At 69.4% G+C, this 24,357-nt stretch carries 24 protein-coding genes and 1 tRNA gene; 17 read left to right on the top strand and 8 right to left on the bottom strand.

Translation table 11 applies throughout. From position 1 onward, the window contains the following. Nucleotides 1–15: 15 nt before the first annotated feature. Complete coding sequence (locus ACZ63F_RS23375; RefSeq protein ID WP_469713410.1) at nucleotides 16–516, top strand: YfbM family protein; 501 nt, start codon at nucleotides 16–18, stop codon at nucleotides 514–516. A 153-nt stretch (nucleotides 517–669) separates the two neighbouring features. Here the strand turns inward: ACZ63F_RS23375 and ACZ63F_RS23370 are convergent, their stop codons facing one another. Beyond that, complete coding sequence (locus ACZ63F_RS23370) at nucleotides 670–858, bottom strand: hypothetical protein (protein ID WP_469713408.1); 189 nt, start codon at nucleotides 856–858, stop codon at nucleotides 670–672. Between the two features lie 390 nt (nucleotides 859–1,248). Between ACZ63F_RS23370 and ACZ63F_RS23365 the strand changes: the two genes are divergently transcribed. The 7 genes from ACZ63F_RS23365 to ACZ63F_RS23335 all read left to right on the top strand — a co-directional run bounded on the left by ACZ63F_RS23365 (nucleotide 1,249) and on the right by ACZ63F_RS23335 (nucleotide 9,462). Further along, nucleotides 1,249–2,121 carry a methyltransferase domain-containing protein gene (locus ACZ63F_RS23365; RefSeq protein ID WP_469713406.1) on the top strand — a complete coding sequence of 291 codons (873 nt, stop codon included), beginning with the start codon at nucleotides 1,249–1,251 and terminating at the stop codon, nucleotides 2,119–2,121. A 249-nt stretch (nucleotides 2,122–2,370) separates the two neighbouring features. Further along, nucleotides 2,371–3,420 (top strand): ABC transporter substrate-binding protein, encoded by a 1,050-nt coding sequence (locus ACZ63F_RS23360; protein ID WP_469713405.1) that lies wholly within the window; start codon nucleotides 2,371–2,373, stop codon nucleotides 3,418–3,420. A 51-nt stretch (nucleotides 3,421–3,471) separates the two neighbouring features. Then, on the top strand, nucleotides 3,472–4,308 hold the full coding sequence (locus tag ACZ63F_RS23355; RefSeq protein ID WP_469713403.1) for a siderophore-interacting protein: 837 nt from the start codon (nucleotides 3,472–3,474) through the stop codon (nucleotides 4,306–4,308). 142 nt (nucleotides 4,309–4,450) lie between these two features. After that, nucleotides 4,451–5,893: a lysine decarboxylase DesA gene (gene desA, locus ACZ63F_RS23350; RefSeq protein ID WP_469713578.1), complete on the top strand. Its 1,443-nt coding sequence runs from the start codon at nucleotides 4,451–4,453 to the stop codon at nucleotides 5,891–5,893. Next, complete coding sequence (locus ACZ63F_RS23345; protein WP_469713401.1) at nucleotides 5,877–7,154, top strand: lysine N(6)-hydroxylase/L-ornithine N(5)-oxygenase family protein; 1,278 nt, start codon at nucleotides 5,877–5,879, stop codon at nucleotides 7,152–7,154. The genes desA and ACZ63F_RS23345 overlap by 17 nt, the downstream gene beginning before the upstream one ends. Further along, nucleotides 7,151–7,696, top strand: coding sequence for a GNAT family N-acetyltransferase (locus ACZ63F_RS23340; protein ID WP_469713400.1), 546 nt, complete (start codon nucleotides 7,151–7,153; stop codon nucleotides 7,694–7,696). The genes ACZ63F_RS23345 and ACZ63F_RS23340 overlap by 4 nt, the downstream gene beginning before the upstream one ends. Then, on the top strand, nucleotides 7,693–9,462 hold the full coding sequence (locus tag ACZ63F_RS23335) for an IucA/IucC family protein (protein ID WP_469713398.1): 1,770 nt from the start codon (nucleotides 7,693–7,695) through the stop codon (nucleotides 9,460–9,462). Before ACZ63F_RS23340 ends, ACZ63F_RS23335 begins: the two co-directional genes overlap by 4 nt. Before the next feature lie 59 nt (nucleotides 9,463–9,521). On the opposite strand, the gene ACZ63F_RS23330 is transcribed toward ACZ63F_RS23335, so the two are convergent. Beyond that, nucleotides 9,522–11,093 carry a beta-N-acetylhexosaminidase gene (locus ACZ63F_RS23330; RefSeq protein WP_469713397.1) on the bottom strand — a complete coding sequence of 524 codons (1,572 nt, stop codon included), beginning with the start codon at nucleotides 11,091–11,093 and terminating at the stop codon, nucleotides 9,522–9,524. 141 nt (nucleotides 11,094–11,234) lie between these two features. Between ACZ63F_RS23330 and ACZ63F_RS23325 the strand changes: the two genes are divergently transcribed. Beyond that, nucleotides 11,235–12,101, top strand: a complete 867-nt coding sequence (locus ACZ63F_RS23325; RefSeq protein WP_469713396.1) for a DUF4429 domain-containing protein — start codon at nucleotides 11,235–11,237, stop codon at nucleotides 12,099–12,101. 68 nt (nucleotides 12,102–12,169) lie between these two features. Here ACZ63F_RS23325 and ACZ63F_RS23320 read toward each other — a convergent pair whose 3' ends face one another. Then, nucleotides 12,170–13,735, bottom strand: coding sequence for a purple acid phosphatase family protein (locus tag ACZ63F_RS23320; protein WP_469713394.1), 1,566 nt, complete (start codon nucleotides 13,733–13,735; stop codon nucleotides 12,170–12,172). Nucleotides 13,736–13,900: 165 nt separating this feature from the next. Between ACZ63F_RS23320 and ACZ63F_RS23315 the strand changes: the two genes are divergently transcribed. Continuing rightward, nucleotides 13,901–14,158, top strand: a complete 258-nt coding sequence (locus ACZ63F_RS23315; protein WP_352359318.1) for a hypothetical protein — start codon at nucleotides 13,901–13,903, stop codon at nucleotides 14,156–14,158. A 30-nt stretch (nucleotides 14,159–14,188) separates the two neighbouring features. After that, the gene (gene glmS / locus ACZ63F_RS23310) at nucleotides 14,189–16,006 is read left to right on the top strand and encodes a glutamine--fructose-6-phosphate transaminase (isomerizing) (RefSeq protein ID WP_469713393.1); all 1,818 of its coding nucleotides are present in this window, start codon (nucleotides 14,189–14,191) and stop codon (nucleotides 16,004–16,006) included. A 246-nt stretch (nucleotides 16,007–16,252) separates the two neighbouring features. On the opposite strand, the gene ACZ63F_RS23305 is transcribed toward glmS, so the two are convergent. After that, entirely contained in the window at nucleotides 16,253–16,819 is a 567-nt protein-coding gene (locus ACZ63F_RS23305; RefSeq protein ID WP_469713391.1) for a GPR1/FUN34/YaaH family transporter, read from the bottom strand. A gap of 154 nt (nucleotides 16,820–16,973) precedes the next feature. Continuing rightward, nucleotides 16,974–17,501 (bottom strand): universal stress protein, encoded by a 528-nt coding sequence (locus ACZ63F_RS23300; RefSeq protein WP_469713390.1) that lies wholly within the window; start codon nucleotides 17,499–17,501, stop codon nucleotides 16,974–16,976. A 324-nt stretch (nucleotides 17,502–17,825) separates the two neighbouring features. Between ACZ63F_RS23300 and ACZ63F_RS23295 the strand changes: the two genes are divergently transcribed. From ACZ63F_RS23295 to ACZ63F_RS23275, 5 genes are all read left to right on the top strand, one after another. Continuing rightward, complete coding sequence (locus ACZ63F_RS23295) at nucleotides 17,826–18,203, top strand: hypothetical protein (RefSeq protein ID WP_469713389.1); 378 nt, start codon at nucleotides 17,826–17,828, stop codon at nucleotides 18,201–18,203. A gap of 377 nt (nucleotides 18,204–18,580) precedes the next feature. Continuing rightward, the gene (locus ACZ63F_RS23290) at nucleotides 18,581–19,753 is read left to right on the top strand and encodes a GlxA family transcriptional regulator (protein ID WP_351958083.1); all 1,173 of its coding nucleotides are present in this window, start codon (nucleotides 18,581–18,583) and stop codon (nucleotides 19,751–19,753) included. 125 nt (nucleotides 19,754–19,878) lie between these two features. Next, nucleotides 19,879–20,481, top strand: coding sequence for an oligoribonuclease (orn, locus tag ACZ63F_RS23285; protein ID WP_351497616.1), 603 nt, complete (start codon nucleotides 19,879–19,881; stop codon nucleotides 20,479–20,481). 113 nt (nucleotides 20,482–20,594) lie between these two features. Further along, nucleotides 20,595–20,667: transfer RNA gene (locus tag ACZ63F_RS23280), tRNA-His, on the top strand. A 512-nt stretch (nucleotides 20,668–21,179) separates the two neighbouring features. Next, nucleotides 21,180–21,485 (top strand): hypothetical protein, encoded by a 306-nt coding sequence (locus ACZ63F_RS23275; RefSeq protein ID WP_469713386.1) that lies wholly within the window; start codon nucleotides 21,180–21,182, stop codon nucleotides 21,483–21,485. 248 nt (nucleotides 21,486–21,733) lie between these two features. On the opposite strand, the gene ACZ63F_RS23270 is transcribed toward ACZ63F_RS23275, so the two are convergent. Beyond that, the gene (locus ACZ63F_RS23270) at nucleotides 21,734–22,270 is read right to left on the bottom strand and encodes a tetratricopeptide repeat protein (RefSeq protein WP_469713576.1); all 537 of its coding nucleotides are present in this window, start codon (nucleotides 22,268–22,270) and stop codon (nucleotides 21,734–21,736) included. 182 nt (nucleotides 22,271–22,452) lie between these two features. Between ACZ63F_RS23270 and ACZ63F_RS23265 the strand changes: the two genes are divergently transcribed. Further along, a complete protein-coding gene (locus ACZ63F_RS23265; protein WP_469713383.1) occupies nucleotides 22,453–22,902 on the top strand; it encodes a hypothetical protein in 450 nt (149 codons plus the stop codon). A 51-nt stretch (nucleotides 22,903–22,953) separates the two neighbouring features. On the opposite strand, the gene ACZ63F_RS23260 is transcribed toward ACZ63F_RS23265, so the two are convergent. Together ACZ63F_RS23260 and ACZ63F_RS23255 are read right to left on the bottom strand one after the other, a co-directional pair. Further along, nucleotides 22,954–23,700 (bottom strand): hypothetical protein, encoded by a 747-nt coding sequence (locus ACZ63F_RS23260; protein WP_469713382.1) that lies wholly within the window; start codon nucleotides 23,698–23,700, stop codon nucleotides 22,954–22,956. Next, nucleotides 23,678–24,064, bottom strand: coding sequence for a hypothetical protein (locus tag ACZ63F_RS23255; RefSeq protein WP_469713380.1), 387 nt, complete (start codon nucleotides 24,062–24,064; stop codon nucleotides 23,678–23,680). Before ACZ63F_RS23255 ends, ACZ63F_RS23260 begins: the two co-directional genes overlap by 23 nt. Between the last annotated feature and the right edge of the window lie 293 nt (nucleotides 24,065–24,357).

The following is a 24,357-nucleotide window of genomic DNA, read 5'->3' as shown; positions in this document are numbered from 1 at the left end:
GCCTACTCTCCGGCCATGAGCATGATCGGCGAGTACCTGCGTGTCACGGCTGCTGAGCTTGGCCGAGCGATCCAAGACCCCGACTGGGCTCTGGAACTCGTCGAAGAGGTCCAGGACGCAGAGGACGAGTCGGAGCCTGTGCCGGCCGAAGCGCGTCATTTCAGCACGTACAAGACCTGGGACATGCTCCGCTTCCTCCTGGAGCGCGCCGAGTTCCCCGTGAACGTGATCCACGGCGAGGAGCCGTTCGCCGAGGATGAGGATTGGGGGTACGGACCTCCGAGGTACCTGCGGCCTGAACGGGTCCGGCTCGCGGCGGAAGCCCTGCGGGCCACCACCTATGCCCAGCTGATCAACGGGGTGGACCCCGCTGAACTGACCAGCGCCGAGGTGTATCCGCTCGGGTGGAGTGAGCCCGGCTCGCTGGAGTGGGGCTGCTCCTGGTTCGACGGCCTCACACAGTTCTTCGAGGCTGCTGCCAGGGCGGACGACGCGATGCTCGTCTGGCTGGACTGACCACCACGGCAGAGGTGAGACCTCAGCTTGGGAAGCTGCGGTCATTTGTGGCCGGGTAGGGCGATGACCTGGGCGAACGGCCGCGGAAAGGCCTCGTGGTGCTCGGCATCTCTGACCGTGGCTCCACGCTGTTCCCCGCTCGATCTGGTGCGCCTATCGCTTCTGCGTTCGGTAGCGCTTCATCAGCGCGGTGATCTGCGCCTGGTCCGTCTGCCCGTTGAGCGCGGCCAGGAGACCGTCAGGGCACAACTCGTAGAGATCGCCCCACCACCGGCGTCCTCGGTTGTCCCAGATCCGGTAGCCGCCCGGCACACCCCGGGCAACGTAGCGTCTCCTGCTCACCGTCCCCCTGCTCCCGGCACAGCTCGTGCCCGTCACCGAACCTCGTCCTCGGCGCAGACCATACGCAGGGTGGGGCCGTCCGGCGAGGCAGTATGCAGCAGCCACCCCACGTTCACCTGCGTCCATGGATGGCCGATACGAGGATGCCGCCTGGCCACGCTTCGGCGGCCCTGGGTCCCATCAGCACCCGTAAACTCACGCCATGGCATTCACGAGTACCCCGCACTACTGCTTCCTCTGAGCGGAGGGTGTTGAGGGCGAGGCCGGTCGGCGTCGCCCTCCTTGGTGTGCCTGTGGTGTGAACCTCGTTGCTCTCGCTGCCCGTTGGCGGTCTCCTGTGTGTGCACGCAGGCACGGTCCTTCTCCCTCCGCCGTTGCCAGGAGTGCCTCGTGCCCGTGTCGCTTCCCCCTGCCCTCGAACTCGTCCTCGACCTGCTGTGCTGTCCGACGTGCCGCACGCACCGCCTCCGTCCCGACCGCGGCGCACTGCGCTGCCCGGCGGGCCACGCCTTCGACATCGCCCGGCACGGCTACGCCGGGCTGCTGACCGGCACCCGCGCCACCAGCGGCGACGACGCGGCCATGGTCCGGGCCCGGGAGCGGTTCCTGTCCACCGGCGGCTACGCACGCGTCCGTGACGTCGTGGCGCGGCTGGCGGCCACGGCCGCGGCCGCGGCCGAGCAGGCCACGGTGCTCGACGTGGGCTGCGGCACGGGCTACTACCTGGCCGGCGTTCTCGACCGGCTGCCGGGTGCCCGCGGCCTCGGGCTGGACACGTCGGTGCGTGCGCTGCGCGCGGCGGCGCGGGTCCATGACCGAGCCGGCACCGCGGCCTGGGACGTCTTCCGTCCCCTTCCGCTGGCCACCGGGATCGCCGATGTCGTGCTGGACGTGTTCGCCCCGCGGAACCCGGCCGAGTTCCACCGGGTGCTCCGCCCGGCCGGGCGGCTGATCGTGGTCCGCCCCACCGGGCGCCACCTGGCCGAACTGCGCGAGCGACTGCCTGCGACGGTGACCGTCGATCCGGCCAAGGAACGGCGCCTGCACCGGGCGCTGGATCCCTTCTTCGCCGTGGCCGCCACCGAACAGGTGGAGTACGGCGCGGCCCTGTCCCGGCAGGAGGTCCTCGACCTGCTGGCGATGACTCCGAGCGCACGCCACCTGAGCCAGGCGGACCTGGGCGGCGAGGCCCCGCTGCCCGGCCGGGTCACCGTCTCCGTGCTGGCCACCGCCTACCGGCCCAGGTCACCGCGAAAGGCCTGACCCAGCGGGAAGGAGGCCCGCCGTTCCCAGCGCCTCCCGTCGTCCGCCATCGCACCCTGTCTATCAGCAGGTCCCGGCCCCGGGGGGAGCCCTGCGGCGCAATGAGACGTGCCGGTGCGGGAGTTGGGCACGGGTGGACCGGCCTCGGGCGGAACGCCGGGGGCTGGAACTGGACGTGATCTGAGGTTAGGCTAACCTAAGCTTCATCCCGTCCGGCGGTGTTTCCGCACGTCCGAAAGCAGCCACCCCATGTCCAACGTCAGAGCAGCCCACCTCACCCGCCGTGGCATCCTCGCCGCCGGTGGCGCCGCCGGTCTCGGCGCCGTGCTTGCCGCCTGCGGTGACGACGGCAAAAGCGGTGGCTCCTCCGACAAGGAGACAACGGCAGCCGCCAAGTCCGGCCCCTGGACGTTCAAGGACGACCGGGGCACGACGGTGAAGCTGGACAGGGTTCCGGCGAACATCGTCGCGTTCGTCGGCGTCGCCGCCGCCCTGTACGACTACGGCGTCAGCGTCAAGGGCGTCTTCGGGCCCACGAAGACCAAGGCCGGCAAGGCCGACGTCCAGGCCGGCGACATGGACGTCAGCAAGCTGACCGTCCTCGGCAACGAGTGGGGCCAGTTCAACGTCGAGAAGTACGCGGCGCTCGCCCCGGACGTCCTGATCACCACCATGTTCGACGGCGCCGGCACCCTCTGGTACGTCCCGGAGGAGTCCAAGGACAAGATCGCCAAGCTCGCCCCGAGCGTCGGCATCTCGGCCTACGACCGCCAGTTGACCGTCCCGCTCCAGCGCGTCTGGGCCCTAGCGGAGTCGCTCGGCGCGGACATGACGGCGAGCAAGGTGACCGACGCGAAGAAGCGGTTCGAGGAGGCCTCGTCCCGGCTGCGCGCCGCGGCCAAGGCGCACCCCGACATCAGGGTGCTGGCCGGTTCCGCCGCCCAGGACATCTTCTACGTGTCCGGCTCCAACCTCTCCGTGGACCTGGAGTACTTCAAGGCCCTCGGCGTGAACCTCGTCGAGCCCTCGGCCTCCGTGCTGAAGGCGAGCGGCGGCTGGTACGAGTCGCTGAGCTGGGAGAACGTCGACAAGTACCAGGCCGACATCATCATGATGGACGACCGTACGGCGACCATCCAGCCCGCCGACATCACCCAGGCCACCTGGAAGAAGCTCCCCGCGGTCAAGGCCGGCCAGGTCATCGCCCGCTCCCCCGAGCCGATCTTCTCCTACGACAAGTGCGTCGCGATGGTGGAGAACCTCGCCAAGGCGATCGAGACGGCCAAGAAGGTCGGCTGACCCTCGAGCAGTAAGCACGTCCACACAACTTCCTGACTCTCAGGAGCTCATATGACGACGGCCGTAGCCGCCCCGTTCCGTTTCTTCTCCCTCCAGGTCGTACGGACGAGGCGGCTCGGTCCGTCCCTGGTCCGGGTCACCTTCGCCGGTGCCGATCTGGCGCACTTCCACTCCCACGGACGCGACCAGTCGCTCTCCCTGTTCCTCCCGGCCGAAGGGTGCGCCGAGCCCGTCGTACCGATCGAGCTCGGCGAGGGGTGGTGGCAGGGGTGGCGCGACCTGCCGGACGGCGTGCGGGCCGTGATGCGGTCGTACACGCTGCGGGAGATGCGCCGGGATCCCGACGAGGTCGACATCGACTTCGTGCTGCACGAGGTCGGGCCGGGGGCCGCCACCCCTGCCGGGCCCGCCTCCCGGTGGGCGTCGCGGGCCGCTGCCGGGGACCGGGTGATCCTGCTGGGACCCGCCGTCGCCGACAACCGGGCGATCCGGTTCCGGCCGCCCGAGGACACCGACCTGGTGGTGGTGTGGGGCGACGAGACCGCCGTACCCGCCGCGACCGCCATCCTCCAGTCGCTGCCCGCCGGCACCCGCGTGCGCGCCTGGCTGGAGGTGCCGTGCGCCGGGGACGTCCAGGACGTGGTCACCGCAGCGGACGCGGAGATCACCTGGCTGGTGGGCGGCCGCGACGCCGTCGAGGAGATCCGCGCCGCGCACCTGCCCTCCCACGCGCACCCGTACGCCTGGGTCGCCGGGGAGTCCGGGCGGGTGAAGGAGCTGCGCCGGCACCTCGTCGGCGAGCGCGGGATCGACCGGCGCCGGGTCACCTTCGTCGGGTACTGGCGGCAGGGCCTGACGGAGGAGCAACTCCGGGCGGCCGGCGGGTAGTTACGGCCACCGGTTGGTCGCGGCCGTCGACGTGACGGCCGTCACGGGAGGGCAGCGTTTCCCTCTCGTTACTTAGGTTAGGCTAACCTAAGTGGAGAGATCGCTCCCCTCCCCCGCACGGATCGTCCCGGAGGACCCCCTCATGCGCTCGCACCTGCTCAATGACCTCACCGCGGAGCAGTACCGCCGCTCCGTGACCGATGGAGTAGAGCGAGTGGCGGCCAAACTCGCCACTGCCGACCGTCCGTTCACGGGTGTCACCGTCGACGCCCTCTCCCTCCGCATCGACGGCATCGACCTCGACCGCCCGCTGCACGACACCACGGCGGTGCTGGACGAGCTGGAGGACGTCTACCTCCGCGACGCCGTCTACTTCCACCACCCCCGCTACCTCGCCCACCTCAACTGCCCGGTGGTCATCCCGGCGGTGCTCGGCGAGGCGGTGCTCTCCGCCGTCAACTCATCCCTGGACACCTGGGACCAGTCGGCGGGCGGCACCCTCATCGAGCGGAAACTGATCGACTGGACGACCGCCCGCATCGGCTTCGGTGCCGCGGCCGACGGCGTGTTCACCTCGGGCGGCACCCAGTCCAACCTCCAGGCGCTGCTCCTCGCGCGGGAGGAGGCCAAGGCCGAGAACCTCGCCGACCTGCGGATCCTCGCCTCCGAGGTCAGCCACTTCAGCGTGCGCAAGTCGGCGAAACTGCTCGGCCTCGGCCCGGACGCGGTGGTCTCCGTCCCCGTCGGCGCCGACAAGCGGATGCAGACCGTCGCCCTCGCCCGCGAGCTGGAGCGGTGCGGGAACGACGGCCTGGTGCCCATGGCGGTCGTCGCCACCGCCGGCACCACCGACTTCGGCTCCATCGACCCGCTCCCCGAGATCGCCGGGCTGTGCGAGCAGTACGGCGTGTGGATGCACGTCGACGCCGCCTACGGCTGCGGTCTGCTCGCCTCGCTGAAGCACCGGGACCGGCTCGCCGGCATCGAGCGCGCCGACTCGGTCACCGTGGACTACCACAAGTCCTTCTTCCAGCCGGTGAGTTCGTCCGCGGTGCTGGTCCGGGACGCGTCGACGCTGTGCCATGTCACATACCACGCCGACTACCTCAACCCCCGCCGCATGGTCACCGAACGCATCCCCAACCAGGTCGACAAGTCCCTCCAGACCACCCGCCGCTTCGACGCCCTCAAGCTGTGGATGACCCTGCGCACCATGGGCGCCGACGGCATCGGCGAACTCTTCGACGAGGTCTGCGAACTGGCGCAGGAGGCCTGGAAGCTGCTCGTGGCCGACCCGCGCTACGACGTCGTCGTCGAGCCGTCCCTGTCCACCCTCGTCTTCCGCTACATCCCGGCGGCCGTCACCGACCCGGCCGAGATCGACCGCGCCAACCTGTACGCCCGCAAGGCCCTGTTCGCCTCCGGCGACGCGGTGGTCGCGGGCACCAAGGTCGGCGGCCGCCACTACCTCAAGTTCACCCTGCTCAACCCCGAGACCACGACGGCCGACATCGCCGCCGTCCTCGACCTGATCGCCGGCCACGCCGAGCAGTACCTGGGAGAGTCCCTTGACCGCGCGTCCTGAACACCCGCCCAAGACCTACGACTTCGTGGGCATCGGGCTCGGGCCCTTCAACCTCGGCCTCGCCTGCCTGACCGAGCCGATCACCGGACTCGACGGCGTCTTCCTCGACTCGAAGCCCGACTTCGAGTGGCACGCCGGCATGTTCCTGGACGGCGCGCACCTCCAGACGCCGTTCATGTCGGACCTGGTCACCCTCGCCGACCCCACCTCGCCGTACTCCTTCCTCAACTACCTGAAGGAGAAGGGCCGGCTGTACCCGTTCTACATCCGCGAGAACTTCTATCCGCTGCGGGTCGAGTACGACGACTACTGCCGCTGGGCCGCGCACAGACTGACCAACGTCCGCTTCGGCACCACGGTGACGGAGGTCCGGTACGAGGCGGAGCACTACCTGGTCGCGACGGCGGCCGGCGAGACGTACCGCGCCCGGCACCTGGTCCTCGGCACCGGCACCCCGCCGCACGTCCCCGAGGCCTGCCGGGGCCTGGGCGGTGACTTCATCCACAACTCGCGCTACCTGCGGCACAAGCAGGAGCTCCAGTCCAAGGAGTCGATCACGCTGGTCGGCAGCGGCCAGTCCGCCGCCGAGATCTACCACGACCTGCTCGGCGAGATCGACGTCCACGGCTACCGCCTGAACTGGGTGACCCGTTCCCCCCGCTTCTTCCCTCTCGAATACACCAAGCTCACGCTGGAGATGACCAGCCCGGAGTACGTCGACTACTACCACGCCCTGCCCGAGGCGACCCGCTACCGGCTCACCGCCGAGCAGAAGGGCCTCTTCAAGGGCATCGACGGCGACCTGATCAACGAGATCTTCGACCTGCTCTACCAGAAGAGCCTCGGCGGCCCGGTCCCCACCAGACTGCTGACCAACTCCTCCCTGCGGGCGGCCGCCTACGACAACGGCACGTACACGCTGAAACTGCGCCAGGAGGAGCAGGGCAAGGACTACGAGATCGAGAGCCAGGGCCTCATCCTGGCCACCGGCTACCGGTACGCGGAACCGGAGTTCCTGAAGCCCGTCCGCGACCGGCTGCGCTACGACACGCACGGCAACTTCGACGTCGCCCGCAACTACGCGATCGACGTCACCGGCCGGGGCGTCTTCCTGCAGAACGCCGGCGTCCACACCCACAGCATCACCAGCCCCGACCTGGGCATGGGCCCCTACCGGAACGCGTACATCATCCGCGAGCTGCTCGGCTCCGAGTACTACCCGGTGGAGAAGACGATCGCCTTCCAGGAGTTCGCCGTATGAGCACGACGACGATGACCTTCACCTTCCGCCCCCTGGACCCCCTCCAGGACGCCGAGCTGCTGCACCGCTGGGTCACCCACCCCAAGGCGGCCTACTGGATGATGCAGGACGCGAGACTGGAGGACGTCGAGCGCGCGTACATGGAGATCGCGGCCGACGAGCACCACCACGCGCTGCTCGGCCTCGGCGAGGGCGGCGAGCCGGCCTTCCTCATGGAGTACTACGACCCGGCCCACCGGGAGCTGGCCGGGCTGTACGAGGCCGAGCCGGGCGACGTCGGGATGCACTTCCTCACCCCTGCCACGGACACCCCCGTGCACGGCTTCACCCGGGCCGTCATCACGGCCGTGGTGGCCCGTCTCTTCGAGGACCCGGCGACCCGCCGGATCGTCGTCGAGCCGGACGTCGGCAACAAGGCCGTGCAGGCGCTGAACGAGGCCGTCGGGTTCGTGCCCGTACGGGAGATCCGGAAGCCGGAGAAGAAGGCGTTGCTGAGCTTCTGCACCCGGGAGCGGTTCGAGACGGCGGTGGCCGCCGTATGACCCTCGCCGACGCCGTGGCCCACCTCTCCCCCGAGCGCTGGGAGAAGGCCAACCGACTGCTCATACGCAAGGCCCTCGCCGAGTTCGCCCACGAGCGCCTCATCACCCCGGAGCGGGACGGGGAGTCGTACGTCGTCCGCAGCGACGACGGGCTCACCCGCTACCGCTTCACCGCCGTCCGCCGCGCCCTGGACCACTGGCAGGTGGACCCGGACTCCCTCACCCGTACCCGGGACGGTGCCAAACTCCCGCTCGCCGCGCTGGACTTCTTCATCGAGCTGCAGAAGTCACTGGGGCTGAGCGACGAGATCCTGCCGGTCTACCTGGAGGAGATCTCCTCCACCCTCTCCGGCATCTGCTACAAGCTCACCAAGCCGCAGATCACGGCCGCCGAGCTCGCCGCAAGCGGCTTCCAGGCGATCGAGAGCGGCATGACCGAGGGCCACCCCTGCTTCGTCGCCAACAACGGGCGGCTCGGCTTCGGTGTCCACGAGTACCTGTCGTACGCGCCCGAGACCGCGAGCCCGGTCCGGCTGGTGTGGCTGGCGGCCCACCGGTCGCGGGCCGCGTTCACCGCGGGCGTCGGCATCGAGTACGAGTCGTTCGTGCGGGACGAGTTGGGCGAGGCGACCGTAGAGCGCTTCGACGGCGTCCTGCGCGAGCGGGGCCTGGACCCCGCCGACTACCTCCTCATCCCGGTGCACCCCTGGCAGTGGTGGAACAAGCTCACGGTCACCTTCGCCGCCGAGGTCGCCCGCGGGTACCTGGTCTGCCTGGGCGAGGGCGACGACGAGTACCTGGCCCAGCAGTCCATCCGGACCTTCTTCAACAGCTCGCACCCCGGGAAGCACTACGTGAAGACCGCGCTCTCGGTCCTCAACATGGGCTTCATGCGCGGGCTCTCGGCCGCCTACATGGAGGCCACTCCGGCCATCAACGACTGGCTCGCCCAGCTCATCGACAACGACCCGGTGCTCACCTCCACCGGCCTGTCGATCATCCGGGAGCGGGCGGCCGTCGGTTACCGGCACCTGGAGTACGAGCGGGCGACCGACCGCTACTCGCCGTACCGGAAGATGCTGGCCGCGCTGTGGCGGGAGAGCCCGGTCCCGTCCCTCCGGGAGGGCGAGTCCCTGGCCACCATGGCCTCCCTGCTGCACGTGGACCACGAGGGCGCCTCGTTCGCGGCCGCCCTGATCGAGCGGAGCGGGCTGCCGGCGAAGGAGTGGCTGCGCGCCTACCTCCGGGCCTACTTCACGCCCCTCCTGCACAGCTTCTACGCCTACGACCTGGTGTTCATGCCGCACGGCGAGAACGTCATCCTGGTGCTGGAGGACGGCGTCGTACGGCGGGCGGTCTTCAAGGACATCGCCGAGGAGATCGCGGTCATGGACCCGGACGCGGTGCTGCCGCCGGCGGTGGAGCGGCTGCGGGTGGAGGTCCCGGAGGAGAAGAAGCTCCTGTCGATCTTCACGGACGTCTTCGACTGCTTCTTCCGCTTCCTCGCCGCGAACCTCGCGGCCGAGGGGGTCCTGGCCGAGGACGACTTCTGGCGGACGGTCGCCGAGGTCACCCGCGCGTACCAGGCGTCGGCACCCGGACTCGCCGACAGGTTCGCTCGGTACGACATGTTCGCGCCCGAGTTCGCGCTGTCCTGCCTGAACCGGCTCCAGCTGCGCGACAACCGGCAGATGGTGGACCTGGCGGACCCGTCGGGCGCCCTCCAGCTGGTCGGAACCCTGGAAAATCCCGTCGCGGGGTTCTGATCCGGGCCGGTGGGCTCCCCCGAGTACGGTCCTCGGGGGAGCCCACCGGTCATGTCACCCTAGGCTGCGGGCCAGGGCACCTGCGGCGAGCGGTAGTAGGGGATGCCGAGGGCGTCCCAGCGCGGGGCCTGAGCGGCGAGCCGCACCTTGTACGCGTCCCAGGAGTGGGTGGCGGCCGGCGACCAGCCCAGCTCCGCCACTCCCGGCAGCCTCGGGAAGGCCATGTAGTCGATGTCGGCGTCCGTGACGATCGTCTCGGTCCACAGCGGCGCCTCGACGCCCCTGACGGCCGAGGCGGGGGCGCCGGCCAGGTAGCTGCCCGGGTCCCAGTCGTAGGACCGCCGCACCTCCACCAGTCCGGCCCAGTCCTGGCCCAGCGGGGTGTCCTCGGTGTACTTCATGTCGAGGTACGCCCGGTCGGCGGGCGAGAGGATCAGCCCGGTGCCGTTCCGGGCGGCGTTCACGACCTGGGCCTTCTCGTCGGCGCCGGTGTCGTCCAGGCCCCAGTACTGCGCCAGGGCCCCCTGCGCCGGGTGGGCACCGGTCAGCTGGTGCCAGCCGATCACGGTCTTGCCGTACTTCGCGACGACGGGCTGGACCCGGTCCATGAACGCGACGTAGTCCGCGTGGCTCGTGGAGTGCGCCTCGTCGCCGCCGATGTGGAGGTAGCGGCCGGGGGTCAGGGCGGCCAGTTCGCGGACGACGTCGTCCACGAAGTCGTACGTCACCTGCTTGCCGACGCACAGCGAGCTGAAGCCGACCTCGGTGCCGGTGTACAGCGGCGGCGCCGTGCCGTCGCAGTTGAGGCCGGCGTAGGAGGCGAGGGCGGCGTTGGTGTGGCCGGGCATGTCGATCTCGGGGACGACTTCGAGGTAGCGGGAGGCGGCGTACCTGACGATCTCCCGGTACTCGGCCTTGGTGTAGGAGCCGCCCTTGCCGCCGCCGACCTGGGTCGAGCCGCCGTAGCCCGCCAGGCGCGGCCAGGAGTCGATCGCGAGGCGCCAGCCCTGGTCGTCGCTGAGGTGCAGATGCAGCTCGTTGATCTTGTAGAGGGCCAGCTGGTCGATGTAGCGCTCGACCTGGGCCACGGTGAAGAAGTGCCGGGAGACGTCGAGCATCGCGCCCCGGTAGGCGTAGCGCGGGCGGTCGGTGACGGTGCCGCCCGCGACCAGCCACGGGCCGGGCTGCACGGTGTCCTTCTCGACGGCCGCCGGGAGGAGCTGGCGCAGGGTCTGGACGCCGTGGAAGAGGCCGGCGGGCTCGGCGGCGGTGATGGTGACGCCGCCGCGGCCGCTGTCGAGCCGGTAGCCCTCGGCGCCGAACGGGCCGTGGGACAGGACGAGCCGGATGCCCGCCGCGCCGTGGGTGGTCACGGGCAGCCGGTAGCCGGTCGAGGGGCGCAGCAGGTCCGCGAGGTACTCGGCGACCCGGTGGGCGGCTCCGGAGCCGTCGACGCGGATCGCGGTGGAGGGGGTGATGCGGTACGGCGTGCCGCCGGGGGTGACCGAGGCGGGCGCCGGGACGACCCGGCCGAGCGGGGCCGGCACGGACGCGGCGGAGGCCGGGGCGGCACCGGCCGTGAAGGCGCCGGCCGCCGCGACGAGCAGCAGGGACCCGAGGACGCGGCCCATACGGGGGGTTCGGGGAGTCGTTCTGTGGTGCGATCGCACATGCGCTCCCTTCAGCGGGGGTCGAGACCGACCAGGTTTGGTCGAGACCGACCAGGATTGGTCGAGACCACTCTCCCGCACTTCCGGTGGAACAATCCCCGGGTGGCGGAAATCATCCAGAAGGATGGCACTTGGGTCTTCGACGGCGCCGCGCTGCGGCTGACTCCCGGGCGGGACAAGAACGTCGGGGTGCTGCGCCGGGCCCTGGGTGAACTGGTCGTCCCGCTGGGCGCGCTGGCGGGGATCTCGTTCGAGCAGGGCCGCAGGCAGGGGCGGCTGAGGCTGCGGCTGCGGGACGGCGCCGATCCGCTGCTGCAGGCCACCGGGGGCCGCCTCGCCGAACCCCACGATCCCTATCGGCTGACCGTCGAGCCGGACCGGTACGGGGTCGCCGAGTACCTCACGGACGAGGTGCGCGACGCGCTGCTCCTGGAGGGGGTGCCGGGGACGCCGGTGACCGGGTACCTGCTGCCGGGGCCGCCGCTGCCGCTGTCGGTCTCCGCCGGGGACGGCACGGCGTCCTTCGACGGGGAGCGGGTGCGCCTGGAGTGGAACTGGAAGACGGAGGACGCCAAGGCCGCCGTGGGTCCGCGCACGCTGGCCCTGGCGGACATCCTGGGCGTGGAGTGGCAGCCGTCCGCCGGTCTTGAGAACGGTCATCTGCGGTTCCGGGTGACCGGCGCGCCGGTCCGGGAGCGGGCCAAGTACGACCCGAACGCGGTGGAGTTGTGGGGGTTCAGGCGGGATCCGCTGATGGCGCTGGTCGCGGCGGCGGTGCAGGCCCGGCTGCCGCACCCGTCGGCGGCCGCCACGGCGGCGGAGGCGTCCCGGGAGCCGGACGCGCCGGCCGGGGACGACCACGACGCGCTGCTGCGCCGGCTGCGGGAGCTGGGTGAACTGCACCGCGCGGGCGTGCTGACCGACGAGGAGTTCACGAGGGCCAAACAGGCGGTCCTCAAACGCTTGTGAGGACCGCCTGCGGGATGCCGTGCGCCCTGCCTCCGGCGCACGGCACTGCTGCCTGCTCCCGCCGGGCCCTACTTCGCCTTGCGGGCCACCGTGAAGTGGTCGATGCGGTCGCCGGTCTCGGCGATGCCCGACACCTTCAGCTTGGCGTACTGGCCGCGCGGAGCGGGCTCGACGTCGACGCGCAGGAAGGAGTAGTTGAGGTAGCGCACCCGGGACCAGGTGACGGTCTCGTTGACCTTGCCGTCCTTGGTGTTGATGAAGGAGGCGACGGAGTCGACCTCGTTCAGGTGGCCCTCGTAGGAGTCCGGGGCGGAGAACGCGTAGAGGCTGCGGCCGGCCGCGCCCGCGGTGACGTAGACGACACCCTCGGTCTCGGGGTAGGCGGTCTCGCCGATCGGGAGCTTCTTGACGACGGTGTTGCCCTTGATGACGTCGGTGCGCTCGTACTGGTGGTTGTGGCCGTTGATGACCAGGTCCACCGTGTACTTCTCGAACAGCGGCACCCACTCCTGGCGCACGCCCCCCTCCGAGGCGTGCGCCGTGGAGGTGCAGTAGGCGCAGTGGTGGAAGAACACGACGATGAAGTCGATGTCCTTCGAGGCGCGGAACTTCTTCAGCTGCGCCTCGAACCACTTGGTCTGGGTACCGCCCGAGATGCCCAGGTTCGCCGGGATCTCGAAGGAGACGTCGTTCGGGTCGAGCGAGATGACCGCCGTGTTGCCGTGGACGAAGGAGTAGACGCCCGGCAGGTGGTTCTTGTCCGGCCCGTTGTCGGGCAGGGTGAAGCGGGCCTCCTCGCCGCCGTAGCCGTTGGGCGAGTACCAGGCCTCCATGTCGTGGTTGCCGTACGACACCATCCACGGCACGGACTTGGCGACCGACTCGGTCTGGGCCAGGAACTGGTCCCAGGTGCGCGAGTCGAAGACCGTGTCCGAGGTCTTGCCCTGGCCGGCCGGGTCGGCGTAGGCGATGTCGCCGGCGTGCAGGTGGAAGCTGGGGTTCTGGCCGAGGATCAGGCTGTCGTTGGCCAGCGCGTGGTAGCTGACGCCCTGGTCGCCGAAGGCCGTGAAGGTGAACGGCTGCTTGTTCCGGGGCGCGGTGGTGAAGGTGCCTATCGTGCTGGCGAACTGCGGCGAGGCCGGGTCGAAGCCCTCGTGGCCGACGCCGTAGAAGTACTGCCGGCCCGGCTTGAGGTTGGCCAGCTTGGCGTGCACGTAGTACTGGGTGTGGTCGCCGCTGGCGCCGATGCCGGCCGGGGTGTAGAGGGTGCGGATCTCGGCCTCGATCTTGACCGAGAGGTGCGAGGCGTGGGTGCCGATGCGGACGAAGGGCTTCTTGACCGCGACCGGGACCTGCCAGGAGATCGTCATCTCCGTGCTGGCGTCGCTGCCGAAGGCCAGGTGACGGCCGAACGGCGCCACGTAGGCGCCGTCGACGTACTGGGCGGCGGGGGCGGAGGACTGCGTGGGGACGGCGGCCTGGGCGGTGCCGCCCAGGACGAACGAGCCGCCCGTGACGGCGCCGAGGGTCACGGCACCGCCTCTGATCATGGAGCGCCGGGAGAACTTGGCGCGGAGGTACTCGTGCTGCTCCGCCATGCTCATGCGGTCGGCGAGCTCATCGGGTACGCCCATACGAGGAATGTCCATGGCGTCTGAAAATCGTCTCCACAAGCAACGTGGCGCAAGACACAGGATGGACAGGCTGCGAACAGCACCCCATAAGAGATTCAACAGCCTGTTGCCCGGAATCGGGCAGGATTCTTGCGAATCCGGCGCCGGTACCCGAGGATCTACCGGGTGCACGACGAACTCGTTGATCATCTGATGCGGTCCTCGCCCCTGAGCCGGGGCGAGGCGCTGCGGGTGATCCAGGACGTGCTCGCCTACTTCGACGAGACGACCGCGGACTTCGTCCGTCGCCGCCACCGCGAGCTCCAGGCGGAAGGCCTGGTCAACGCGGAAATCTTCGATCGGATCGCGGCGGATCTGAAGTACCGGGCCGTCGCCCCGCCGGAGCTCACCCTCCGGCAGCTTCGTCGCATGGTCTACGGATGACTACGGCTTAGAGATACGGAACACCCATACATGTGCGGAATTGTCGGATACATCGGTAGGCGCGACGTCGCCCCCCTTCTCCTCGAAGGTCTCCAGCGGCTGGAATACCGCGGCTACGACTCGGCGGGCATCGTCGTGTCGGCCCCGAAGACGGCCGGCCTGAAGATGGTGAAGGCCAAGGGCCGGGTCCGCGACCTGGAGGCCAAGGTCCCGGCGCGCTTCAAGGGCACCACCGGCATCGCCCACACCCGCTGGGCCACCCACGGCGCCCCCTCCGACGTGAACGCCCACCCGCACATGTCGGCGGACCAGAAGGTCGCCGTCGTCCACAACGGGATCATCGACAACGCCGCCGAGCTGCGCCGCAAGCTGGAGGCGGACGGTGTGGCGTTCCTCTCGGAGACCGACACCGAGGTCCTCACCCACCTGATCGCCCGCTCCCAGGCGGAGACCCTGGAGGAGAAGGTCCGCCAGGCGCTGCACGTGATCGAGGGCACCTACGGCATCGCGGTGATGCACGCCGACTTCCCCGAGCGGATCGTCGTCGCCCGCAACGGCTCCCCGGTGGTCCTCGGCATCGGCGACAAGGAGATGTTCGTCGCCTCCGACATCGCGGCCCTGGTCACCCACACCCGCCAGATAGTGACCCTCGACGACGGCGAGATGGCCACCCTCAAGGCCGACGACTTCCGGACCTACACCACCGAGGGCACCCGGACGACGGCCGAGCCGACCACCGTGGAGTGGGAGGCCGAGTCGTACGACATGGGCGGCCACGACACCTACATGCACAAGGAGATCTTCGAGCAGCCCGAGGCGGTCGACCGCGTGCTGCGCGGCCGCATCGACGACCGCTTCTCCACCGTGCACCTGGGCGGCCTCAACCTGGACGCCCGCGACGCGCGTGCCGTGCGCCGGGTGAAGATCCTCGGCTGCGGCACCTCGTACCACGCGGGCATGATCGGCGCCCAGATGATCGAGGAGCTGGCGCGCATCCCCGCGGACGCCGAGCCCGCCTCCGAGTTCCGCTACCGCAACCCGGTCGTCGACCCCGACACCCTCTACATCGCGGTCTCGCAGTCCGGTGAGACGTACGACGTGCTCGCCGCCGTCCAGGAGCTGAAGCGCAAGGGCGCGCGGGTGCTGGGCGTGGTGAACGTGGTGGGCTCGGCGATCGCGCGGGAGGCGGACGGCGGCACGTACGTGCACGCGGGCCCGGAGGTCTGCGTGGTCTCGACGAAGTGCTTCACGAACACGACGGTCGCGTTCGCGCTCCTCGCCCTGCACCTCGGCCGCATCCGCGACCTCTCGGTCCGGGACGGCAAGCGGATCATCGACGGCCTGCGCAAGCTGCCGGCCCAGATCTCGGAGATCCTCGCCCAGGAGGCGGAGATCGAGAAGATGGCCGCGGAGTACGCCGAGGCCCGCTCGATGCTCTTCATCGGCCGCGTCCGGGGCTATCCGGTGGCCCGGGAGGCCTCCCTGAAGCTCAAGGAGGTCTCCTACATCCACGCGGAGGCCTACCCGGCGTCCGAGCTCAAGCACGGGCCGCTGGCCCTCATCGAGCCGGCCCTCCCCACGGTGGCGATCGTCCCCGACGACGACCTCCTGGAGAAGAACCGCGCGGCCCTGGAGGAGATCAAGGCCCGCAGCGGCAGGATCCTCGCGGTGGCCCACCAGGAGCAGGAGAAGGCCGACCGCACGATCGTCGTCCCCAAGAACGAGGACGAACTCGACCCGATCCTGATGGGCATCCCGCTCCAACTCCTCGCGTACCACACGGCGAAGGCCCTGGGCCGGGACATCGACAAGCCTCGGAACCTGGCGAAGTCGGTGACGGTGGAGTAGGGGTCATCCGGTCGCGTTGACCGTGCGGGTGCGTGGGGGGTTGCTCGCGCAGTTCCCCGCGCCCCTAAAAGCAAAAGAAGGGGCGCCCAGTGCGCCCCGTAAGGGGCGCGGGGAACTGCGCGACCAGCCCCCACCGCCCCGCACGGGCCGACGAACCGAACGGACCCCCACGTGTGCCACCAAACCACGGGGGGTCCGCTCTATTTGTCGCCGGGGACGCCCAACTCCCCGGCGTCGGCTGCCATATCAGCCGTGGGCCGTCACCCCCCGACCGGCAGCCCGCCCCGGCAGCACCGTCGGCCAGTGCGCGAGCGCGGCCGTCGCGGCGTACCAGGCCACCGCCCCCGCCGCCACCGCAACCCAGCCGCCGACCTTGGTCAGTGACGAGCTGTCGGCGAACTGGGCGACGGCGAGCAGGAGCATCGCCAGGAACAGCAGACCGTGCATGCCCTGTCCGAGCTGGTCGCCGCCCGCGAGGGTCAACGACAGGGCCACGAGGGCGAAGAGAAGCAGGAAGAGCCCGGCGCCGTTGGCCGAGGTGTGGCCACCGGACGAGACGGCCCAGGTGAACCAGAGGGCGCCGAGGGCCACATAGCCCGTGCCGTTCGCGGCGTCACGGTCACGGAAGGCCAGCAGGCCGACGAGGAAGAGGGCGACTCCGCCCACGTAGTGGGCGATTGACACGGCGTCGGAGGTGGTGACGTTGTCGATGACGCCGGTGGTACCGAGTCCGAACGCCAACAGGGTGATTCCCAGGGCGAGTCGGCCGGCCACGGTGGTGGTTCCGCTTCCCGCAGAGACGTCGTTGTCCACGGCGGGCTCCCTTCATGCTTTGTGCAGTTGTGCGCGGTGACCGATATATGCCCTTCACAAGGGCACAAACACCTCTGCACGCCAGGAATTTCAGGCACAGCACGAAGAGAGCCGGACCGTTCCCACGGCGCATCTCACCTGGGAGAACGTGGAGTTACGGAATGACAACGACGGGCCGCTTGGCCCGCTTGGCGAGCCGCCCGGCGACGGAGCCGAAGATCCGCCCGACGAGCCCGTGGGTCGACCCCACGACGATCGCGTCGGCCTCGTACTCCCGCCCCACCTCTTCGAGTTCGTGGCAGATGTCACCGCCGCGCTCGACGAGGATCCAGGGCACTTCGGCCAGGTAGTCCGCGCAGGCGAGTTCGAGACCGAGCACCTCGGTCCGGTGGTCCGGAACATCGACGAAGACGGGTGGCTCGCAGCCGGCCCACACGGTGGTCGGCAGTCGGTTGGCGACGTGGACGATGATCAGCCCTGCGCGGGAGCGGTGTGCCATCCCGATCGCATAGGCGAGGGCGCGCTCACTGGAGGTGGAACCGTCGAAGCCGACGACCACTCCGTGCTGGAAGGCGGGATCGCAGGAAGGGCGTGCCTCTTCCGCCGCCAGCGCATCGGCCGCCGTGGGGTCGGCGACCGGCCGCTTGCGGTCCGCTGGATCGAAGAATTCGTGACCGGCCATGGCTGTCTCGGCGTTGTGATCCTTGTGTGGGAGGGACGGTGTGCGGCGAGCTTGTGTCCGGGAAACATCTTCCCGACCCCATACCCCCAAGGGTACGGCGGCACGCCTCCTCGGCCCAGATCCCGCGCACTCTCCGTAGGGACCTTCCCCGGAGTCGGTTAGGGGTTCCAGGGAGCATGCACGAGCCGCGCCCGTAACGCAATGGTTGCTGCCCCGTACAGGCGGTTTGCACAGGATTCGGACAGCGCCGGGGCCCACGCACGGTGACCGACCGCTCGAACGCGCGTTGATCCCGGTACGAGTGCGTCACGAGGGAGTACCACCATGTCCGGACCGCGCCGCACCACCCCCGCCCCGCACCGCGCCCCCACCTCGCGCCGCGCCCCCGCCCCACTCCGTGCCGCCGACCCGCACCGCGCCCCTGCCCCGCACCGCGCCCCCGCCCCGCACGGCGCTCCGGACAGCGCCGGCGACGTGGTCCGCTGGGCCGCGTTCTCCTGCGTACTCGTCCCCGTGGTGCTGCTCTGGTACGGCACCTCGGCGGCCGGTGCGGCCGGTACCGCCCTGGGTCTCGCCGCCGTCACCGCCGCGTGCCGCTTCCTGCTGCGCCGCTCGGAACTCGGTGCGAGGCTCGGCGCGGAGCGCGGGACGGCGGCCCGGGGAGGCGGACGTCACACCCGGAGCACGACACCGGTCGACTGACCGGTTTCCGCGCACGCCAACGCTTCTTTTCAGCCAACTTGGCGGACCTGTGCAAGAGGGGCACCAACCACCCCCCAACCCCCGTTCCACCTGCACGGAAAGGGTCCGCGGGCCCCTCCGCACCCTACGCGGTTTGGCCACTGCGACGAGGCGCACTTCCCTGCACGGCCCGTGAGTGCAACCCTTCGTGATCGAATGCTTCACGCCAAGTTGTCATGTCGACAATCGACGGCGTGTCGAACTGGTCAACGCGACACCGCGGAAACCAGTAGATTCGATCTTGACGTCTTACGGCGGGGGACTCGTGCAGGACCGAGGGGAAACGTGCAGGAGCGACACAACCGAGGAGCCGCGACCACCAAGGGGGGCTTAGCAGGATGAGCCACGACTCCACTGCCGCGCCGGAAACCGCGGCCCGGAAACTGTCCGGGCGACGCCGCAAGGAGATCGTCGCGGTGCTGCTGTTCAGCGGCGGCCCCATCTTCGAGAGTTCCATACCGCTGTCGGTGTTCGGGATAGACCGCCAGGACGCCGGCGTACCGCGCTACCGACTACTGGTGTGCGGTGGCGAGGAAGGCCCGCTGCGGACCACAGGGGGCCTGGAACTCACCGCGCCGCATGGCCTGGAAGCGATCTCACGCGCCGGCACGGTCGTCGTACCGGCCTGGCGTTCGATCACCGCGCCGCCACCGGAGGAGGCACTGGACGCGCTGCGGCGCGCCCATGAGGAGGGGGCCCGCATCGTCGGGCTGTGCACGGGCGCGTTCGTGCTGGCCGCCGCAGGCCTGCTGGACGGCCGCCCGGCCACCACCCACTGGATGTACGCGCCGACGCTGGCCAAGCGCTATCCGTCGGTGCACGTCGACCCACGGGAACTCTTCGTGGACGACGGCGACGTCCTCACGTCCGCCGGCACGGCGGCCGGAATCGATCTCTGTCTCCACATCGTGCGGACGGACCACGGCAACGAGGCGGCCGGCGCGCTCGCCCGCCGTCTGGTGGTCCCACCGCGCCGCTCGGGCGGTCAGGAGCGCTACCTCGATCGATCTTTACCAGAGGAGATCGGCGCCGACCCGCTCGCCGAGGTCGTCGCCTGGGCGCTGGAGCACCTCCACGAGCAGTTCGACGTGGAGACGCTGGCGGCTCGCGCGTACATGAGCCGCCGCACCTTCGACCGCCGCTTCCGTTCCCTGACAGGGTCGGCGCCGCTCCAGTGGCTGATCACGCAACGGGTCCTCCAGGCGCAGCGCCTCCTGGAGACGTCGGACTACTCGGTGGACGAGGTGGCGGGCCGCTGCGGCTTCCGCTCCCCCGTCGCCCTGCGCGGTCACTTCCGCCGCCAGCTGGGCTCGTCCCCGGCGGCGTACCGGGCCGCGTACCGGGCACGCCGTCCGCAGTCCGACCGCCCCGAGGCCCCGGAACCGTCCCCGCTGCCGCCCACGGGCCCGCTCCCGGTCCAGTACCCCGAGGGCGTACTGCCGATGCAGACCCGCAGGACAGCGGCGGTGGGCCTGTCCCCCAGCCTCCCGGGCCCCCGCACGGGCAGCTGACCCAATCCGGCCCACCCGAGACCCTCGGGTGGGCCGGAGCGTGCGGTGCGGCGGCGTCAGCCCCGCAGACGTCGGCGTTGTACCGGGGGGCACCCAAACGCCGACGTCAGCTTTAGGGTGGTCGCATGAACGATCGCATGGTGTGGATCGACTGCGAGATGACCGGCCTCTCGCTGTCCGACGACGCGCTCATCGAGGTGGCCGCACTGGTCACCGACTCCGAGCTGAACGTGCTCGGCGAGGGCGTGGACATCGTCATCCGTCCGCCGGCCAAGGCACTGGAGACGATGCCGGAGGTGGTGCGGCAGATGCACACCACGTCCGGCCTGCTCGACGAGCTGGCCGGCGGCACGACGCTCGCCGAGGCCGAGGAGCAGGTCCTGGCCTATGTACGGGAGCACGTGAAGGAACCCGGCAAGGCCCCGCTGTGCGGAAACTCCGTCGGCACCGACCGCGGCTTCCTGGCCCGGGACATGGCGGCCCTGGAGGGATACCTCCACTACCGGATCGTCGACGTGTCCAGCGTCAAGGAGCTGGCCCGGCGCTGGTACCCGCGGGCCTACTTCAACAGCCCGGAGAAGAACGGCAACCACCGCGCCCTGGCCGACATCCGCGAGTCCATCGCCGAACTGCGCTACTACCGCGAGGCCATCTTCGTACCGCAGCCCGGCCCGGACTCGGACACCGCGCGGACGATCGCGGCCAAGCACGTCCTGCCTGCGGAATAGGCCCCGGGGGGCCTCGGCAGCGGCTCCCGGAAAGCCGTGCGCGAGCACCCCTTCGGACCCTGTACACTTTTTCTCGGCCGGTCGGAGAAACCACAAAGTCACCGTCGGTCGTGGTGGGTGTAGCTCAGCTGGTAGAGCACCTGGTTGTGGTCCAGGATGTCGCGGGTTCGAGTCCCGTCACTCACCCTTATAGGACGGGCCCCTGACCTGCGGAAACGCGGGTCAGGGGCCCGTCTGCCGTTTGGTCACGGCCGAACTACGGCCCATACACCCGGGATTCGAGTCGCCCGGGAAGAAGCCATAGCCGTGGGTCCGCAGGCAATCTCACTCAACGCATGCATCCAGTCGCAGACTGTGCGGTTTCTGTGCACCGATCCGTCGGTGAGTGACGGGATCCTGATCAGGGCCGCGGCACCGACACCGAAGCCAGCCCGCAGTTGTTCCCAGAGCTGCGGTCGACAGCAATGTCGGTGGCCCGCGCTGACCGAGGCGCCTGGAGGCCCGCCGGCTCGTGCACGCCGAAAGTCTGTCGGTATGTCAGAGCGGGTCATGCCCGGGCGCGCGGACGGCCTGATCACCCTGGATACCGCGGACGCTCTGTGGGTCGATCTGACGGCCGCCAGTGCCGTGCCGACGGCTTCCGGGACACCGACACGGCCTGGCCGCATCGGCCCGTTTCGCGGAACGCCGAGGCAGGGATGCAACGAGGAAACGCAGCTGCCGAAGGACACGTCCCCATCGGCATCGAGTGCGTGACCGGCGTCCTCGTCGTCAACGAGCTCACCCTTGACCCGGCGGGCGAGATGCCCCTAACCCCTTCCGGGCGTGTACGAGGGCTACGCATGGTGGGCCGGACGAGCTGCAGCCCCGCCTACTACGACGACATCCCGGGCAGGACCGACGAGGACCGGACCCCCGAACTGATCGATCTGGCGGTCGTCCGGGAGCCCGAACCGGACGACGAGGAGAGGATGACGAGTGACAGCCCGCTTGTCAGGCACTGAGACTCTTCGCGGAGATGCGCGCACAGTCAGGCAACTGTGCCACCCGAGGCGAGTGACCAGGAAAACCGCCGCCGAGGGGCGGACCGCGTACGTTTCTTCTGTGCTCCCCTCAGGCCCGCTCATAGGCCTCCCCGAACCATCTGCAGCACGTCCGAACACCTACACGCGCCTTTGGCACCGGACCGGCGAGACAACGCGATACCGGTTCAGCATGCAAAGTGCGTTGTCCTGTGGGACCCCCTGCCACCTCAGTGGCGAGCCCGCCTGATGAGGGACTCGCCCTCGGCGGCATGATTCGCCCAGGAAGCGGCTTCCCTGATTTCCTCGTCCGTCATCCGATCCGCCAGCTGGTGTGCCTCGTCCATACCGTCACCGTCCCCGATATCCAGGAGCTTCAGGAAACAACCGAGGGCTCGGACCAGGTCGATGTCTCCACCTACGCCGTCACGGCACATCGGGGCGAGTTCCTTGAGGCCGACATACGCGCCCTGATCGGCCGACAGTTCCATGTAGCGTCGTGCCGCGTTGTAGTCCCGCTCAGCCAACTTGATGTCCCCGAGCTGCCAGGAGGCCGTACCCTCTCCGGCCGCGGACGCTGCTTCGAGGTACTGGAGTGCCTTGCCCTTGGACTTTGGCACCACATCTCCTCTGAGGTACATCGCGCCCAGGTTGTACTGCGCGGCACTGTCACCCTCTGCAGCGGCCACCTGGAACAGTTCCACCGCCTTTTCGGGGTCTTTGTTACCGCCCAAGCCCCGGAGCAACATGTACCCGAGCCCTCGCAGCGCCGCGACATTCCCCGCCTTGGCGGCCTGCCCGAAATACCAGCGCGCCGCACCCGGGGAGGTGACCCCCTCGGCGGGCTGGGCCTTGACCTGCTTGACCAGGTCAGCCGCCTTCCCGACCGGGCATCAGATCAACAAACCGCCATCTTCCGTAAGTCGAGTCTCGGTGACACTCTGTTCACATGACGGTCAGCGACAACCTGGATCTGGGCCGCGCCCAAGAGGAGTTCGAAGACGTCCGCGACCAGGCCGCCAAGAAGGCGGCCCGCGCAGATCAGCGAGTCAAGTTCTGGAACGTCGCACACGTCGCGACGGGAGCTACCGCAGCAGCAGCTGCTGCGGCTGCTGGCGGAGCCGGTCTCGCCGATGCCGGAATGCGAGTGCTGGCTGGCGTTCTCGCCCTCATCTCGGCCTCCTTGACGGCAGCTCTGGGTTTCGTGCGCACAGATCAACGAGTCGCCAACAACAAGAAATCTCATCAGGCATGGGCCGCTGTAGAACGGGCGGCACGGGCAGAACTCGTGATGCTGCCGGTCATGACCCCTGAAGAGACCCGAGCCGCCCTCGTCCGGGTTCACGAAGCTTTCAACGCAGCTCCCCTGGCATACGGCACCATCGTTCCCCAGGCCTAGCGAGAGGATCCGGCCATGCGGCGCCTCATGGCGGCGAGCTGCTCCTGTCGGTCACCCTCGGACTGGGTCATGAACTCGGCGGCCGTGGAGCCCGGAAGCCCCAAGGTTTCCTGGCCGGCCGCTCCAGCTTGCCGGGCTTGGCATCCTCGTCGACCAGGGCCGCCGGGGCGCTCGGGACGGGCCCCGGCTCGGCCTCCTCGTCCAACTCCATCCAACGCCTCCAGTCGGCCTCCGTAGCCCCCGCGAACGCGTGGAGGAGCCGCTCCAGGTCCTTGCGGTTCTGGGGCTCTCCGCCTCGTCCAGGACGGGCTGGAGGTACGAGGCGTACTGAGCGTCCTGCCAGGCCCTGCGGCGCACCTCAATCTCCTCGAAGGAGGCCGGGCGCTGGATGCGCTCCTGCTCGCGGGCATGCTGGTTCTGGAGCTTCTTCGCCCGGACCATCCGGTCCTCGGCGTTCTCCTCCACCATCCGGTGCTGTACCGACCAGTCCAGGGTGTACCGGGTCGCTCGGGCCTTCCCGGTCCGGGTGGGGACGTCGTGGGCGTCTATCTTCTTGGCCAGCCGGGCGGCCTTCTTCTCGTCACCGACCAGCTCCCGCCAGGCCTTGGCGTTCAGCTCGACCGTCCGGAAGCCCAGGATCACCCCGACCCTCCAGCCCTCCGAGCCCAGTTCCGTCCTGCTCCTCCTCCACAGCTCCAGGGAGGGGTCCGCCAGGGCCATGACCCGCTCGTCAGAGAATCCCCCCGCGAAGACGTCACGGTAATCATCAAGATCTTCAAGGCCCTCCAGGGCCACCACCCCCTGGGGGTAGGGGGTTCTCGAGAGATTCAGTACTGGTGACGTCTTTACGGGGGGATTCGGCGAGGGCGTACTGACCCTTCTCCCGGCCCTCGGAGGTCCAGAAGGACCCGCGCTCGATGGTGAGGACCAGGCCGTACGTGGACAGGCCACCGTCGACCGAGGACGTGATCTCCCAGACCTGCTTGTCGGAGAGACCGGAGGCGACTTCAAGGGGACGGAGGCCCTTGACGGGTCCGTGGAGCAGAAGGGTGGCGATCCGGCACTCCGGAACGGCTTCGGGATTCAGCACGGTCGGCTGGATGGCCCTGACGGCGTCGAGACCCGAGTGGAGCTGACCGGTAGAATCGGAAATTGCATTCATGGTGGCTCCGCTTCTTGGAGATGGGAGGAGCTGCCGGTCTCGGAGGGTGGGAGCCCTCCCGGACCGACCCGGCTTTTTAAAAAGCTGCCTGACGTTGCCCCGGTTCCCGCCGGGGCTTCGTCGTGTCTGAGGTCATCATAAGCGCGCATATACCGCAACCACAAAGCTCGGAATCGCTCCAAGATTTCCTGTAGAGAATGCCAATACAGGAATCCTTGGAGTAATTAAGATTGCAGACTCGCGTTGAATTCCTGCGCATTGTCGTGCTAATTTAGGCACGTCACTAAGGGCGA

The sequence above is a fragment of the Streptomyces sp. NPDC104761 genome (genome assembly GCF_055583445.1).
The sequence above is the reverse complement of the archived record's forward strand: the minus strand, read 5'-3'. Positions and strand labels throughout refer to the sequence as shown.

Bases quoted from the DNA above. Each gene is read 5' to 3' on its own strand.
- ACZ63F_RS23375 (WP_469713410.1), top strand. From the start codon at position 16: ATGAGCATGATCGGCGAGTACCTGCGTGTCACGGCTGCTGAGCTTGGC.
- ACZ63F_RS23360 (WP_469713405.1), top strand. From the start codon at position 2,371: ATGTCCAACGTCAGAGCAGCCCACCTCACCCGCCGTGGCATCCTCGCC.
- ACZ63F_RS23355 (WP_469713403.1), top strand. From the start codon at position 3,472: ATGACGACGGCCGTAGCCGCCCCGTTCCGTTTCTTCTCCCTCCAGGTC.
- desA (WP_469713578.1), top strand. From the start codon at position 4,451: ATGCGCTCGCACCTGCTCAATGACCTCACCGCGGAGCAGTACCGCCGC.
- ACZ63F_RS23340 (WP_469713400.1), top strand. From the start codon at position 7,151: ATGAGCACGACGACGATGACCTTCACCTTCCGCCCCCTGGACCCCCTC.
- ACZ63F_RS23335 (WP_469713398.1), top strand. From the start codon at position 7,693: ATGACCCTCGCCGACGCCGTGGCCCACCTCTCCCCCGAGCGCTGGGAG.
- ACZ63F_RS23330 (WP_469713397.1), bottom strand. From the start codon at position 11,093: ATGGGCCGCGTCCTCGGGTCCCTGCTGCTCGTCGCGGCGGCCGGCGCC.
- ACZ63F_RS23320 (WP_469713394.1), bottom strand. From the start codon at position 13,735: ATGGGCGTACCCGATGAGCTCGCCGACCGCATGAGCATGGCGGAGCAG.
- glmS (WP_469713393.1), top strand. From the start codon at position 14,189: ATGTGCGGAATTGTCGGATACATCGGTAGGCGCGACGTCGCCCCCCTT.
- ACZ63F_RS23300 (WP_469713390.1), bottom strand. From the start codon at position 17,501: ATGGCCGGTCACGAATTCTTCGATCCAGCGGACCGCAAGCGGCCGGTC.
- ACZ63F_RS23295 (WP_469713389.1), top strand. From the start codon at position 17,826: ATGTCCGGACCGCGCCGCACCACCCCCGCCCCGCACCGCGCCCCCACC.
- ACZ63F_RS23290 (WP_351958083.1), top strand. From the start codon at position 18,581: ATGAGCCACGACTCCACTGCCGCGCCGGAAACCGCGGCCCGGAAACTG.
- orn (WP_351497616.1), top strand. From the start codon at position 19,879: ATGAACGATCGCATGGTGTGGATCGACTGCGAGATGACCGGCCTCTCG.
- ACZ63F_RS23275 (WP_469713386.1), top strand. From the start codon at position 21,180: ATGCAACGAGGAAACGCAGCTGCCGAAGGACACGTCCCCATCGGCATC.
- ACZ63F_RS23265 (WP_469713383.1), top strand. From the start codon at position 22,453: ATGACGGTCAGCGACAACCTGGATCTGGGCCGCGCCCAAGAGGAGTTC.
- ACZ63F_RS23255 (WP_469713380.1), bottom strand. From the start codon at position 24,064: ATGAATGCAATTTCCGATTCTACCGGTCAGCTCCACTCGGGTCTCGAC.